At 64.1% G+C, this 14,732-nt stretch carries 9 protein-coding genes; all 9 read left to right on the forward strand.

Annotation, left to right across the window (positions count from 1 at the left end):
* The first annotated feature begins 64 nt into the window (after positions 1–64).
* The 9 genes from Pla111_RS09325 to Pla111_RS09365 all read left to right on the forward strand — a co-directional run bounded on the left by Pla111_RS09325 (position 65) and on the right by Pla111_RS09365 (position 14,670).
* Positions 65–2,344 (forward strand): HAD family hydrolase, encoded by a 2,280-nt coding sequence (locus Pla111_RS09325; RefSeq protein WP_146573602.1) that lies wholly within the window; start codon positions 65–67, stop codon positions 2,342–2,344.
* Positions 2,345–2,545: 201 nt separating this feature from the next.
* Positions 2,546–3,832 (forward strand): glycosyltransferase family 4 protein, encoded by a 1,287-nt coding sequence (locus Pla111_RS09330; protein WP_146573604.1) that lies wholly within the window; start codon positions 2,546–2,548, stop codon positions 3,830–3,832.
* 119 nt (positions 3,833–3,951) lie between these two features.
* The gene (locus Pla111_RS09335; RefSeq protein WP_231930876.1) at positions 3,952–5,706 is read left to right on the forward strand and encodes a sugar phosphorylase; all 1,755 of its coding nucleotides are present in this window, start codon (positions 3,952–3,954) and stop codon (positions 5,704–5,706) included.
* Between the two features lie 32 nt (positions 5,707–5,738).
* Complete coding sequence (locus tag Pla111_RS09340; RefSeq protein ID WP_197524891.1) at positions 5,739–6,962, forward strand: glycosyl transferase; 1,224 nt, start codon at positions 5,739–5,741, stop codon at positions 6,960–6,962.
* Between the two features lie 146 nt (positions 6,963–7,108).
* Entirely contained in the window at positions 7,109–7,924 is an 816-nt protein-coding gene (locus Pla111_RS09345) for a hypothetical protein (RefSeq protein ID WP_146573608.1), read from the forward strand.
* A gap of 171 nt (positions 7,925–8,095) precedes the next feature.
* Positions 8,096–9,793, forward strand: coding sequence for a GspE/PulE family protein (locus tag Pla111_RS09350; RefSeq protein WP_146573610.1), 1,698 nt, complete (start codon positions 8,096–8,098; stop codon positions 9,791–9,793).
* Between the two features lie 499 nt (positions 9,794–10,292).
* Positions 10,293–11,396 carry a type IV pilus twitching motility protein PilT gene (locus Pla111_RS09355; protein ID WP_146573612.1) on the forward strand — a complete coding sequence of 368 codons (1,104 nt, stop codon included), beginning with the start codon at positions 10,293–10,295 and terminating at the stop codon, positions 11,394–11,396.
* 102 nt (positions 11,397–11,498) lie between these two features.
* A complete protein-coding gene (locus Pla111_RS09360; RefSeq protein WP_146573614.1) occupies positions 11,499–13,217 on the forward strand; it encodes a GspE/PulE family protein in 1,719 nt (572 codons plus the stop codon).
* Between the two features lie 127 nt (positions 13,218–13,344).
* Positions 13,345–14,670, forward strand: a complete 1,326-nt coding sequence (locus Pla111_RS09365; protein ID WP_146573616.1) for a type II secretion system F family protein — start codon at positions 13,345–13,347, stop codon at positions 14,668–14,670.
* The last annotated feature ends 62 nt before the right edge of the window (positions 14,671–14,732 follow it).

The raw sequence follows: 14,732 nt of genomic DNA on the forward strand, positions 1-14,732 counted from the left end.
CGAAAGTGCGCATCGGGCTGCCTGAGGGGGGCGGCGATCGCCGACCGGCGGTAGGATGGGGCCGATGAACCTCGCGATTCTTCACCACCACCTGAATCGGGGTGGCGTCACCTCGGTCATCGCCAACCATCTTCGCGCCCTCGCGACGCTGCCCGCCGGTGCCCGCCCCCCGCGCGTTGTGATCCTCTGCGACGGGCAGCGCGACGGCTGGCCGACCGATCTGCCCAACGAACCGGCAGCCGAGCTGGTTGTCACGCCCCGCTTGGCTTACGACACCGCGGGCACCAAGGCCGACCCGCAGGCATTAGCGGCAGCGCTGAGCGCCACGCTGCGCGACGCCGGTCTCTCGGCCGCCGACACGCTGCTGCACGCGCACAACCATTCGCTCGGCAAGAACGCCGCGTTGCCCGGCGCGTTGCAACGGCTGGCCGACTCGGGCTGGCGGATGCTGCTGCAAGTGCACGACTTTGCCGAGGACAACCGCCCGGAGAACTATCGGCACCTGCGGCAGGCGCTCGACGAGGACGACGCCGCGCGGCTCGGCGCGCTCCTGTACCCGCAAGCGGCCGGTGTTCATTACGCAACCCTCACCGAGCGCGACGCCGACATCCTACGCAGCGCGGGCGTCGCGCCCGGCCGGCTGCACACGCTGCCGAACCCGGTGGCCGAGTTTGCGTCGTTCCCACCGCAAGACGAGGCGCGCGCGCGGGTGCTGCCGGCCCTGGGCCTGCCGGCGGAAGCGCGGCTGATTGTGTACCCGGTGCGGGGCATCCGGCGCAAGAACCTGGGCGAGATGCTGCTGCTCGCGGCGCTGGTGCCCGAGGGAACGTGCTTTGCCGTCACGCTGCGGCCGAAGAACCCGGCAGAGGCGGTGTCGTTCGATCGGTGGCGGCGGCTGGCAGAAGCGCTGCGGCTGCCCTGCCGATTCGACACGGGAGGGGCGTACGGCGTGGAATTTATCGACGCGCTCGCCGCGGCCGACGCGATCCTCACGACGAGCGTTGCCGAAGGGTTTGGCATGGTGTTCCTGGAGGCGTGGCTAGCGGGCAAGCCGCTCGTGGGCCGCGATCTGCCCGAGATCACGCGCGAGTTCAAGGCGGTCGGGATGGCGTTTAATTCGCTGTGGGAAGAGCTGCGCGCGGCGGAGCACCTGGAGCAAGACTTCGGCCGCCTGACGCCCGGCGCGCAGATGCGCGTGCTGTGCCAAACGCAGCGGCCGACGCTGCCCATCGAGCTGGGAATCGAACGCGCGCGGGCCGACATCGGTGCGAACGCCGCGATTGTTCGAGAACACTACTCCACGACGGCAATCGGCAAACGTTTGGCGGGCGTTTATCGCTCGATCTTGGCAGACGCGGGCGGCCCCGTTGCGGGCTTCGCGGGCGAACGGATTGTCGCGCACTTTGCCGATCCCGCGCGACAGCTACCGGTCCGGGTTGAAACGCCGGCCGAAGCGCACCGGGAAGAGCTCGTAGCGACGATCACGCGGCTCAGCGTGCCGCTCCCGCCGCAAGCCACCGGCGAGACGCCCGCGCTGCCACCTCTGAAAGGGATCCGCACGGTGGTGTTCGACGTGTACGGCACGCTGCTGGTGAGCGGGTCGGGCGATATCTCGCTGGCGAGCGAAGGCGCGCGCGGCGGCGCCGCGGTGGCGGCGCTGGCCGCCGTCTTGGACGACGCGCCGATCGAGGGCGAGGCGGTGGTGGCGGCGTTGCACGAAACGATCCGCGCCGCGCACGGGTCATCTCCTAGCGAGCACCCTGAAGTGGAGATCCGCGTGATCTGGCGGACGGTGCTCGAGCGCTTTGGCCAACAGGCAACCGACGAACAGATTGAACGCCTGGCCATCGAGTACGAATGCCGCGTGAATCCGGTCGGGTTGATGCCCGGCCTCGCCGAGACCTTGAGCGCGCTGCGCGAGGGGGGCTTTGAGCTGGGGATCGTCAGCAACGCCCAGTACTTCACCCCGCTGGCTTTCCCGGCGCTGCTCGAGGGCGCAACGCTCGGGACGCTCGGCTTTAGTGAGCCGCTGTGCGTGTGGTCGTACGAGCACCGGGAGGCCAAGCCGGGAACGTTCTTGTACGAACGGTGTGCGGAGCGGCTCGCGCGCGAGGGAGTGCAGCCCGAGGAAGCGCTCTTCGTGGGCAACGACCTGCGGAACGACGTGTGGCCGGCGCAGCGGGTCGGATTTAAAACGGCGCTCTTCGCCGGCGACGCCCGTTCGCTGCGCTGGCGCCGCGATGATCCACGGCTGGCCGAGATTCGTCCGGACGCCGTGGTGACCGACCTGCGGCAGATCCTCGGCCTGGTGGGCCTGGAAACCGACGGCGGCGAAGCGTCTTGACGGTTTTACGGCTTGTCCGAATCGAGCAAGGTTCGCATCTTGGGGGAGAGCTGCCTGCGACTGGAGCGGATGCCTTGCTCGCGTCGATGCCCGAATGCTAGCAAGCTCTGTCGTCTCACGCCCCGAGAGTCGGCAGACGAATCGCGCTGCTCCCGCATGCCCCGCCCTTAGCCAGCTCGCCTCTTGCTGGCGAGGCCCCCGATGCCCCTCCCGCCCATCAACACCGGCCACCGCATCGGCTTTGTCGGCACCCGGTTCGCGGGGACCGACGGCGTGTCGCTCGAGGCCGCCAAGTGGGCCAAGGTGCTGTGGCACAACCGCCACGTGAGCTACTGGTTTGCGGGCAAGCTCGACACCGATCCGGAGGTCAGCCACCTCGTTCCGCACGCCTACTTCGGGCATCCGGATATCCAATGGATCAACCATCGGGTGTTCGGCAAAACGACGCGCGACCCGGAAGTAACGCGGCGCATCTTTGCGCTGGCCGAGCACCTGAAGCGCTCGCTGTATGAGTTTGTGCGGAAGTTCGATATCGAGATCCTGTGCGTTCAGAACGCCAGCTGCATCCCGATGAATATCCCGCTGGGTGTGGCGATCGCGCTGTTCTGTGCGGAGACCAACTTTCCGACGATCGCCCACCACCACGATTTTTATTGGGAGCGTGATCGGTTTGCGGTCAACTCGGTGGGCGACCTGCTGCGGATGGCCTTCCCGTGCACCATGCCGTGCATTCAGCACGTGACGATCAACAGCGAGGGGCAGCGGGCGCTGTCGCATCGCCGCGGAGCGTCGAGCGTGCTGGTTCCCAACGTGCTGGACTTCGAGAGCCCCACGCCGGAGATTGACGACTACAACGCCGACTTCCGCCAAGCGATCGGCGTAGCGCCCGACGACATCCTTTTCTTGCAGCCGACGCGCGTGGTGCCGCGCAAGGGGATCGAGCACGCCATCTCCTTGCTCGCGGCACTCAAGAATCCGAAGTGCAAGCTCGTGGTCTCGCACGAGTCGGGGGACGAGGGCGACGAGTACCTGCACGCGCTGCGCGAGATGGCGGAAAGCCAAGGCGTTGATCTGCGCTATGTGCCCAACCGAATCGGCGAGGAGCGCGATACCAATGCCACCGGCGAGAAGGTATATCTGCTGGCGGACGCCTATCTGCACGCCGACTTCATCACCTACCCCAGCCTGTACGAGGGTTTCGGCAACGCGCTCATCGAAGCGTTCTATTATCGGCAGCCGGTGCTCGTGAATCGCTACTCGATTTTCGTTTCCGATATTGAGCCCAAGGGATTCGATGTAATCACCATGAACGGCTACCTAACGAAGAGTGTTGTCAATAAGGTACGGCGTGTGATCGAAGACCCCGAGCACCGCCGGGCGATGGTCGACCGCAACTTCGATCTCGGCAAGCGATTCTTCAGTTACGCGGTGCTACGTCGCAAGCTGCGCGCGCTGGTGACCAATGTCACGGGTATGGACGATCTGTGAGCGGCGTGTGAATCTCGCGGCGGTTTCTGATAAGCTCAGTTCCCCGCCTTTCTTTGTCGGCCCAGCCGATAGCCGCCTGCCCGAAGTCTCGGGCTCGCTCGAATCCGGAGCGTCTCGCTGTGTCGATCGCTGATCGTGTTGCCTCGTTACGCGAACGTCTCGCTCGGATCTACGGCCAGCGTGCTGAAGAAGCCCTCGCGGCGTTCGATGTCGAATTCGCTGACCTGATTGGCGCCGACACACTCGGCAACCACGATGGCGCCTCGGGCACCGGCCCCGCGTGGAGCGAGCGCGACGTGGTGCTCATCACCTACGCCGATCAGCTCCGCGAAGACCAGCAGTCGGTGTCACCGCTTGTCGCGTTGCGCGAGTGGCTGGTCGAGCATCGGCTCGAAAAGCTCCTGAGCACGGTTCACCTGCTGCCCTTCTGTCCCTTTTCGTCGGACGATGGCTTCAGCGTGATCGACTACTTGGCGGTTGATCCGGCATCGGGCACATGGGACGACATCGCCGCGCTGGGCGTACCGTTCGACCTAATGTTTGATCTGGTGCTCAACCATATCTCGCAACACAGCGAATGGTTCGCGGCGTACCGGCGCGGCGAGACGCCTTACGACCGGTTTTTTATCGAAGCGGACCCCACGCTCGACTACGCGCTCGTGACGCGCCCCCGAAGCCTGCCTTTGCTCACGCCCGTGGAGACCGTCGATGGCGAGCGGCACGTGTGGACGACATTCTCTGCCGATCAGATCGACCTCGACTACCGCGAACCGGTCGTGATGGCCCGGATGCTGCGGATTCTCGTCGAGTACGCGCGACGCGGGGCACGCATCGTGCGGCTCGACGCGGTTGCTTTCCTATGGAAGCGACTCGGCACAACCTGTATGCACCTGCCCGAGACTCACGAAGCGGTCAAGCTGATGCGCGACGTGACCGCCGCGTTCGCGCCACGCACGCTGATGCTGACCGAGACCAACGTGCCGCACGCCGAGAATGTCTCGTACTTCGGCGGCACCAGGCCGGGTGCCGCGGGCGATGAGGCGCACATGGTGTACCAGTTCAGCCTGCCACCACTGCTGCTCGAAGCGTTCCTCTCCGAAGACGCGACCGCGCTGCGCGACTGGTTGGCAAAGCTTGCCCCGCCGCCCGCAGGTTGCACGTTTTTCAATTTCACCGCTTCGCACGATGGCGTTGGCGTTCGCCCGCTTGAAGGGCTTGTCTCGCCGGAGCGGTTCGCCGCGCTGGTAGACGCCGTGCGCAAACGCGGTGCGATCGTCAACACACGCCGGCAGGCCGATGGCAGCGATACGCCTTACGAATTGTGCGTGGCGTACTTCAGCGCGCTCGCGCCCGAATCGCCGGACGAGGAGCTTCATGGGCGACGGTTCCTGGCGTCGCAAGCGGTGATGCTCGCGCTGCAGGGAATGCCGGCGGTTTACTTCCACAGCTTGGTCGGCACGCCAAACGACACGCCTGCTGCCCAGACCAGTGGCATCGCTCGGCGGATCAACCGGCGCAAGTACGAGCGCGCCGAACTTGCCGAGGCGTTAGAACCGGGCACGCTGCAGGGGCAGGTTTTCCGCGGGTATCAGGAACTGCTCGCCAAGCGGGTCGCCGAGCCGGCCTTTCACCCCGAGGCTGCGCAAACGGTTGTCGAGAGCGGCAGCGCGTTGTTAGCCTTTGATCGTGACCGACGCGATGGTTCGGGCCGTGTCCGCGTTGTCGTCAACGTCTCGTGCCAAGACCAAGAGATTGATCTGCCCCCCGCTTACGCCGCCGCCCACGACCTGATCACGGGCGCGGTGGTTCGAGTGGGTCGATTCCGTCTCGCCGCCGGCCAGTGCGTTTGGTTGTTCGCGGCAACACCTGTCTAACGCCGCCTCTGCCCTTGACCCCCCGTGTGCCTGTGCCTGACTTTGCCCAACGCGGACCGATCACCACGCTGCACGACCTGGGGACGGTCGGTTCGATCCGTCTCGAGTCGTTACTCCGCGAATCGGTCGATAAGTATCCCATCGGGATGGTGCTGCCGATCACCGCTGCGGACATGCGTGCCAAGGCGTTTGAGCGGATCGCGGGCGAGCTGAGCAAAGCGACTTATCTCAAGACCTCGGTGGTGGTGCTCAATCGGGCCGAGTCGGTGGAGGACTATCGCGAAGCGCTCCGCCGCGTGGCCCCCATGGGCCCGGCCACGCAGGTGCTGTGGACCGACGGACCGCGCGGCCAGCAAGCGCTGGCCGACCTGACCGACGCGGGCTTTGGGGTGTCGATCCCCGGCAAGGGGCGTGCCGTGTGGTTCGCGTTCGGCTTCTTGCTAGCCGACCCGACCTTGCGCGCCTTTGTGCTGCAGGACGGCGATATCGAAAACTACGACACCGACATGCTCGTGCGGCTGTGCTTGCCGATGGCGCACCCCGGCATGGACTTTGACTTCTGCAAAGCGTTTTACGCGCGCTGCACGACCAAGATGCACGGCCGCGTGGTGCGTTTGCTGGTGGTGCCGCTGGTGCGGGCGCTGATCTCGGTGATGGGCAACGATCCCTACCTGGTGTTTCTACGGAGCTTCCGCTACCCGCTCGCGGGGGAGTTTGCCATCACCAGCACGCTGGCCCGCTCGAACCGCATCCCGTGCGATTGGGGGCTGGAGGTCGGCACGCTGGCCGAGGTGTTCCGCAACACCTCGCCCAAGCGCGTCGCGCAGGTCGATATCGCCCGCCTGTACGATCACAAACACCAGCCGTTGAGCCTCGAAGACGCCGATCACGGCCTCATGAAGATGGCTGCCGACATTCTGGCCAACATCATCCGCACGCTCACCAGTCGCGGCATGGTCTTTAGCACGGGCACGTTCATCAGCTTGCGGTCGGCCTACCTAAGGCTGGCGCAAGACGCGGTCCGGCAGTACGACGCCGATAGCCTCATGAACGGCCTGACCTACGACCGTCACAGCGAAGAACAGGCGGTTGAGGGATTTGCCGAGCAGATCACGCAGACCGGTATCCGCGTGCAAGAGAACCCCTCCGACGGGCCCACGCTGCCTACGTGGACGCGCGTGGTGACGGTGTTGCCCGAGTTCCCGCAGCGGCTCCGGCAGATCGCGGCAGACGACCTTGCCGAATACGGGGAATGAGTCCCACACCGATCGGCCGCGCAATTTGCGGGAGCCTCGGCCGGCGTGGTAGCCTGCGGCACGGTTTGGTTACGGGGAATGTTGGCCGATAGGCTCCCCCGTCCTTGCCGATCGCTTCCTGCCCTTCTCCCTTCTGAGGCGCTCCCATGCGATCTTTCTCTGCGCTCGGACTTATTCTGCTTGTGCTCAGCGTTGCTGTGGGGGGTGTGGCAAGCCGACCCGCGTTCGCGATCGACGCCGAAAACGAAGGCCGGGCGGTTGTTGATGACTTGGTCGAGTTGCGGGAGCGCACGCTCGATCAGCAGTCGCCCCTGCGGGCTTCGCCCGATGAGTTTCGTGCGCAGATCCAAGCGGCACAGCGCCGCCACGCGGAAGGGCACGCTCAAGCCTTCGTGCCGGGTCGGCAAGAGGACGTTGCGAACGACGCTAATCCGTCGGACGCCTGGCATTCCCAGGGCGGGTACAACAAGCCGTCTGTAATGCCAGATGCCACGGCTCAAACTTACCAGCCTCCAACCCAAAGCCCGCAGTACCAAAGCCCGCAGTACTTCGCAGCACCGCCCAATCCGACTGCCTACGCGCACTACCCCTGGCACCCTTTCGGCCAAAACTTTGCCGGTTGGCCGCCACAAGGCCCGGGGCACGCCCCACAAGCGGCATCCATGACGGCGGACCGCCGGCTGATGGACACGGCGTTTGAGCTGGAGCGGATGGCCCATCAGCTTGAAGTGGGCGGCCTCGTCGAGGCGTCGGACCTGCTGCGGCGCACCGCGATGGAAGTCCGCCGGCGCTCACGTCTGCCGAATCCGGCGGGGCCTTCTGCTGGTCTTCAACCCGTTCGCCAGCAAGACGAGGATAGCCGGCGGCGGCCCGCGGGCCGCGGAGCCGCTGTCTACGGCGGCCCCACCGATCGCCAATCCATGCCGGCAACCCCACGAGAATCGCCGTCCCCGCGGGACTGAATCCGGCAACCGGCTCGCCGCGGGCCAGGATTGGCCCCTTTCCGCAGCAGCGGCCAGAAATCTGGCCCCGCTCGGCGGGAGCGTGTGGCGTGTCTTTTCCTGTGTATGATGAAAGGCTCGGCGATGGCCCCGCCGGGCAAGATTTTTCCTTCCTGATCGACCCCCTTCCGCATGTCCAAGCTCGGCAAGTTTCTCATCGACAACGGCGTCGTCGGCCCCGACCAATGGAAGGAGGCCGAGGCGATCTCCAAGAAGAAGGGGTCCAAGCCCGAGGATGCGCTGGTCGAGCTCGGCTACGCCTCGGCCGAGCAGGTCATGCAGGCGCGGGCCGACGTGTTCGGCTTTGACTTCATCAACCTGCAAGACGTGCCGATCCCGCCCGCGGTGGTCGAGCTCGTGCCCGAGTCGGTGGCGCGCGAAAACGCGGTCATCCCCATCGAGGGAGACGACTCGATCCTCAAGGTCTGCATCAGCGACCCCGATGACTTCGCAACGATCGAAAAGCTGCAATTCATTTTGAATCGCAAGATCGATATCGCCCTGGCGACCAAGGAGCACATCCTCGAAGCGATCAACCGTAACTACGGCCAGAATATGGACGAGTCGGCGGACTCGATGCTCCAGGAGTTCACCGATACGGCGATCGACTTCACCGAGACCGAGTCGGACGACGACGATACCGGCGATGAGGTGGACGAATCGTCGGCCCCGGTCGTGCGGCTCGTGCAGCTGATGATTGGCGAGGCCGTGCAGCTCCGTGCGAGCGACATCCACGTCGAACCGTTCGAGGATCGGATCCGGATCCGGTACCGGATCGACGGCGTGCTGGTGGAGCGCGACAGCCCGCCCCGCCGGTTGCTGGGGGCCCTGCTCTCGCGCATCAAGATCTTGGCGAAGATGGACATCGCCGAACGGCGCCGCTGCCAAGACGGCCGCATCAAGATCACAGCGGGCGGCAAGGAGCTGGACCTGCGCGTGAGCATGCTGCCCACCAACCACGGCCAGAGCTGCGTGATGCGGCTGCTGGACAAAGACAACATCAAGGTGGGCGTGCGGCAGCTTGGTTTGTCGGAACGCGACTTCCGCGTGTTCAACCAGCTCATCCGGCGGCCGAACGGCATCTTCCTGGTGACCGGCCCCACCGGCTCGGGCAAGACGACCACGCTGTACGCGGCGATGAACGAGCTGAACCGGCCCGACAAGAAGATCATCACCGCCGAAGACCCCGTCGAGTACTATCTGCCCGGCATCAACCAGGTGGAAGTGAAGCACTCGATCGGACTGGACTTCGCGCTGATCATTCGGGCGATGCTCCGTCAGGCACCCAACACGATTCTCGTGGGCGAGATGCGTGACTACGAGACCGCCTCGATGGGCATCCAGGCGTCGCTCACGGGCCACTTGGTCTTCAGCACGTTGCACACCAACGACGCCCCGGGTGCCGTCACCCGCATGACCGACATGGGCGTGCCGGCCTATCTGGTCGCGAGCAGCGTGATCGGCATTCTGGCTCAGCGGCTGGTGCGGGTCGTCTGCAAGAAGTGCAAAGCCCCCCACGAGCCGACCAAGTACGAGCTCGAAGCCGCGGGGATCACGCCCGAGCAAGCCGCCACGGCCAACTTCGTGAAGGGTCGGGGTTGCAACAATTGTGGCGGTGGCGGCTACCGGGGCCGACTGGGCATTTTTGAGCTCATGACGATGAACAGCCGGGTCCGCGAGCTCGCGTTCCAGGGAGCTTCGAGCCTCGAAATCGGCCGCGAGGCCCGCAAGCTGGGCATGACCACCCTCTACGAAGACGGCATCCAGAAGGTGCTCAACGGGATCACCACCCTGGACGAGGTGTTCCGCGTCTCCAAGAAAATGGAATAGCCGGGCCGCGTTAAGCCGTTGTCTGCCAAAGTGTTGCGTCCGCGGCACTGGCGGCGCATGATGAAACCACCACCCTGTCCGAAGTGCGGACGTCGGCTAACCGCTTCGCGACAGAGCCTCACAGGGGCGAGGCTCCGTCGCACCCAGCATGGGGCGCGTTGACGGGCGGGGCTCGATGGCGAGCGAGTAACTTGTCATCGGCCAGCACGAGAGGGCGTTAGGGGCAGTGCGGAATCGAGTTGGAACAGGCTTCTTAGGCACTTCTTCGGACGCCCTCTCCCCGAGCGGGTGGCACCGGCGGTCTGTCGAGGCGCTCCGACACCGAACAAGAGACCGCGTCGCGACTCGTTTGCCGCGCGGCGCGAGGCTGAAGCTGTTAGAATGAGCAACTTGTCCGACCGCGATATTTGGCGTCCGACAAACCGATCCACGAGCAAGATATCTCCCTCCCGGGCAAGATTTGTAAAAGCTCCTTCTGCGAGGAAAGCGGCGAGGCGATATGGGAACGATTCTGATCGACAAGCTGCTCTCGGCAGTGGTGAAGCAGGGCGCTAGCGACTTGCACATCACGGTCGGCCAGCCCCCCGTGTTGCGCCTCAGCGGCCGGATGCAGAAGCTCAAGACCAAAGTGCTGGAAGATGCCGACACGATGGGTCTGATGAAGAGCATCACGCCCGAACGCTGCCAGCAAGAGTTTCAGGAAACCGGCAGCACCGACTTCGGTTTCGCCTTTGGCGATCAGGCGCGGTTCCGCGTGTCGGTGTTTCGCCAGCGCGGCAAGGTGGCGATGGTCCTGCGGCAGATCCCGGTGGACCTCTACACCATGGACCAGCTCAAGCTGCCCGAGGTGTTCAAGAAGATCATCCAGCGGCCGCGCGGGTTGGTGCTGGTGACCGGTCCTACCGGTTCGGGCAAATCGACCTCGTTGGCGGCGATGATCGACTACCTGAACGAGAACGTCGATCACCACATCATCACGATCGAAGACCCGATCGAGTTCCAGCACAACCACAAGAAGTCGACGATCAACCAGCGCGAGGTCGGCACGGACGTGACGAGCTTCGCGGAGGCGATTCGCCGCGCGCTGCGACAAGACCCCGACGTGATCCTGGTCGGCGAGATGCGCGACCTCGAGACGATCGAAGCGGCGATCACCGCCGCCGAGACGGGCCACATCGTGTTCGGCACGCTGCACACCTCGAGCGCCGCGGGCACGATCAACCGCATCATCGACGTCTTCCCCACCAGTCAGCAGGACCAGATCCGCACGCAGCTGGCGACCGCCATCATCGGCATCCTCTCGCAGCAACTCTTGAAGAAGGTTGGCGGCGGGCGTGTGGCGGCGTTCGAGACGCTGATCGTGACGCCGGGCATCGCGAACCTGATCCGTGAGAACAAGGTGTTCCGGATCACCTCGGCGATTCAGACCGGTGCCAAGCAGGGCATGCAGCTGCTGGACGACCACATCTTTCACCACTACCGAGACGGGCTCATCACACGCGAAGACGCCCTTTCCAAGTGCAACTCGCCCGAAGACCTGGCGATCCGCATGGCGGCCGCTGACAAGGGGGTCTTCGATGACGAACCGAAAGAAGATCCCTAAGCCCCTGTCGCCGCCCGGCGACGCCCCGCTCGCAGAACCTCCGCTTCATCCCTTACGCGATTCGCTCCTCTCCTTCCCGTTCCTCACGTTCGCTTAGCTGCTATGGCCTCTCGTCGTCTTGGACAAGTGATGGTCGACATGGGCTTCATCGATGATGAGCAGCTCGACCTGCTTGTCGATGAACAGCGCCAGCATCCCGGGCAGCCGATCGGTCGCGTTGCGCGCGACATGGGCCTGATCGACGAAGAAAAGCTCACCCAGGCCTTGGCCGAGCAGTTCTTGCTGCCGACGGTCTCGGCACACGAGGTGAAGATCGCCAAAGAGTGCTTGCAGACCGTCACGGACACGATGGCGCAGATGTACCGCATCGTGCCCATTACGCTGGACGATGGCACGCTGACCGTCGCAACGTGCGACCCGCAGAACATCAGCACGCAAGACGAGCTGCGGACGTTCCTCGGGCTGAACATCAAGCTGATGGTCGCAAGCGAGTCCAGCATCAACGCCGGGCTGGAGCGCTACTACGGCGAGAACACCGAGAGTGTCGAGTCGATCGTCGAAGCGCTCGAAGAAGACGACGACCTGGCCGCCGCCGCCGCCGCGCTCGAACGAGACGGCCCGATCGACCTAACGAGTGTCGAGGCGATCGCCGACAGCGCGCCAGTGCGCAAGCTGCTAAACATGGTCTTGCTGATGGCCATCAAGGATCACGCCAGTGACTTGCACTTCGAGCCGTTCGAGGACGAGTTCCGCATCCGCATCAAAGCGGACGGCGTGCTGTATGAGATGGTCCCCCCGCCACGGCACTTGGCGTTTGCGATCACCACGCGGATCAAGGTGATGGCGAACCTGGACATCGCCGAGCGGCGCATGCCGCAAGACGGGCGAATCGAGCTGGCCGTTGGTGGTCACCAGGTGGACCTCCGCGTCAGCGTGCTTCCGACCATGTTCGGCGAGAGCGTGGTCATGCGGGTGCTCGACCGCTCGGTGGTGAACCTGAGTCTAGAAAACGTGGGCATGAAAGAGCACACGATGCTGGACTTCCGCCAAGCGATCAAGAAGCCCAACGGCATTGTGCTGGTGACCGGCCCCACCGGGTCGGGCAAGACGACGACGCTCTACTCGGCGCTGAGCGAGCTGAATACGATTGACGAGAAGATCATCACGACCGAGGACCCCGTCGAGTACGACATCGACGGGGTGATTCAGGTGCCGATCGATTCGTCGATCGGCAACACCTTCGCGGCATGCTTGCGGGCGATCCTACGGCAGGACCCCGATAAGGTGCTGGTGGGGGAGATCCGCGACCTGGAGACCGCCGAGATCGCGATCCAGGCGTCGCTCACAGGCCACCTGGTGTTCAGCACGCTGCACACGAACGACGCCCCCAGCACGATCACCCGGCTGAAGGACATGGGGGTGCCGACCTTCATGATCACGGCGACCGTCGAATCGATTCTCGCCCAGCGCCTCGTGCGGCGGATCTGCGCCAATTGCAAAGAACCCTACGAGCCTTCGGGCGAGCTGCTAGCAGACCTCGAGATGAAGCCCGAGGATATCAAGGGCAAACGCTTTTATCGGGGGGCGGGCTGCGAGATCTGCAACAACACCGGTTATAAAGGGCGGGTGGGCCTGTTTGAGCTAATGGTGATGACAAACAAGCTACGCGACCTGATCATGCAGAACTGTCGGACCGAAGAGCTGCGTGTCGCCGCTGAGGAAGAGGGCATGACCACCCTCCGCCTCGCGGGCCTGCAAGCGATGTACGACGGCGTCACCACCGCCGAAGAGGTCGTGCGCGAGACCGTGCTCGAAGCTTAACCCGTTAATACAAGATACATTGTGTGCTCCGCCGCCAGCGGTCAGCCGGCGGCCGACCGGCCAGACCATCCCCTCAAGTTGATCGCTGGAAGCTGACCGCTGACAGCCCGTTTCCGAAGGAAACGTTATGCCTACGTTTCAATTCGAAGCGATGGACGCCCAGGGCGCCGAGATCAAGGACGTGATCGATGCGCCCAGTGAGGAAGAAGCCCAGGCGACGATCCGCCAGATGGGCTACTTCGTCACCAAGATCAACGTCAAGAAGGCCCGCAAAAAGGCCGAAAGCGGTGGCGTCAAAAAGAAGAACCGCGGCTTCGTCTTCGGCGGCGTTAAGAGCAAAGACCTGACCGCGTTCACGCGTCAGCTCTCGATCTTGCAAGACGCGGGCCTACCGATTCTCCGCAGCCTGAAAATCCTGGCCGCCCAGGCCAAGCCCGGACGCCTGAAGTACTCGCTCGAGGACACGTGCGACGAGATCGAGGGCGGGGCCACCCTCTCCGAAGCCATGTCCAAGAGCCCCAAGGCGTTCGACCGCCTGTATGTGAACATGATCAAGGCCGGTGAGGCGGGCGGTGCGCTCGAGCTGATCCTCCAACGCCTAGCCGACTTCAAAGAACGGGCCGAGTCGCTCAAGCGCAAGGTTCAGAGCGCGATGATCTACCCGATCGTCGTGATCACGGTCGCGGTCGGCATCTTGACGGGCATCATGATCTACATCGTGCCCTCGTTCCGGACCATCTTCGAGGAGTTCGGCCTCGAGCTGCCGATCATGACCGAGCTGCTCGTCTCGGTCTCGAAGTGGGTGGGCGATTACTGGTACCTGATTCCCGGCATTCCGATCAGCATCTGGTTGTTCATCAAGCTGCTCCGCAAGTTCAAGCACGGGCGGATCGGCTGGGATCAGTTTGTGCTCAAGGCACCGATCGTCGGACAGCTCGTCGAAAAGAACATTCTCGCCCGCACCTCACGAACGCTCGGCACGCTCATTGCGTCTGGCGTGCCGATCCTGGAGGCGCTGCAGATCACACGCGACACCTCGGGCAACGCGATCTTCGAGCGCATGTACGCGAAGATCTCCGAAGCGATCCGCGAAGGTGAGGCGATCGCCAAACCGATGAAAGAAAATTCGCTGCCCGGGTTCCATCCGGTGGCGCTCTTCTTCTGGTTCTTCACGGTCCCGGTGATCGGCGCCCTGCTGTATCTGGTGAAGATGCGCCAACCGATCGTCGACGACATCGTGATCAACATGGTCGACGTCGGCGAAGAAACGGGCGAGCTGGACACGATGCTCTACAAGGTGGCCGACGTGTACGACGAGCAGGTGGCGGTCCTCACGGACGGCCTCACCAAACTTATCGAGCCGCTGCTGGTTATCTTCCTGGGCGGGGCGGTGGGTTTCATTGTGATCGCTTTGTTCATCCCGCTGGTGTCGCTGATCGAGAACCTCAGCTAGCCAGCCAGATAGCTGAAGCAGAATGCGGATTACTTCAGGTCAGGGGCAATGACCTAGCAAGA

The organism is Botrimarina hoheduenensis, assembly GCF_007859815.1.
GTDB classification, from domain to species: domain Bacteria; phylum Planctomycetota; class Planctomycetia; order Pirellulales; family Lacipirellulaceae; genus Botrimarina; species Botrimarina hoheduenensis.

Bases quoted from the DNA above. Each gene is read 5' to 3' on its own strand.
- Pla111_RS09350 (WP_146573610.1), top strand. From the start codon at position 8,096: ATGTCCAAGCTCGGCAAGTTTCTCATCGACAACGGCGTCGTCGGCCCC.
- Pla111_RS09325 (WP_146573602.1), top strand. From the start codon at position 65: ATGAACCTCGCGATTCTTCACCACCACCTGAATCGGGGTGGCGTCACC.
- Pla111_RS09345 (WP_146573608.1), top strand. From the start codon at position 7,109: ATGCGATCTTTCTCTGCGCTCGGACTTATTCTGCTTGTGCTCAGCGTT.
- Pla111_RS09360 (WP_146573614.1), top strand. From the start codon at position 11,499: ATGGCCTCTCGTCGTCTTGGACAAGTGATGGTCGACATGGGCTTCATC.
- Pla111_RS09365 (WP_146573616.1), top strand. From the start codon at position 13,345: ATGCCTACGTTTCAATTCGAAGCGATGGACGCCCAGGGCGCCGAGATC.
- Pla111_RS09330 (WP_146573604.1), top strand. From the start codon at position 2,546: ATGCCCCTCCCGCCCATCAACACCGGCCACCGCATCGGCTTTGTCGGC.
- Pla111_RS09355 (WP_146573612.1), top strand. From the start codon at position 10,293: ATGGGAACGATTCTGATCGACAAGCTGCTCTCGGCAGTGGTGAAGCAG.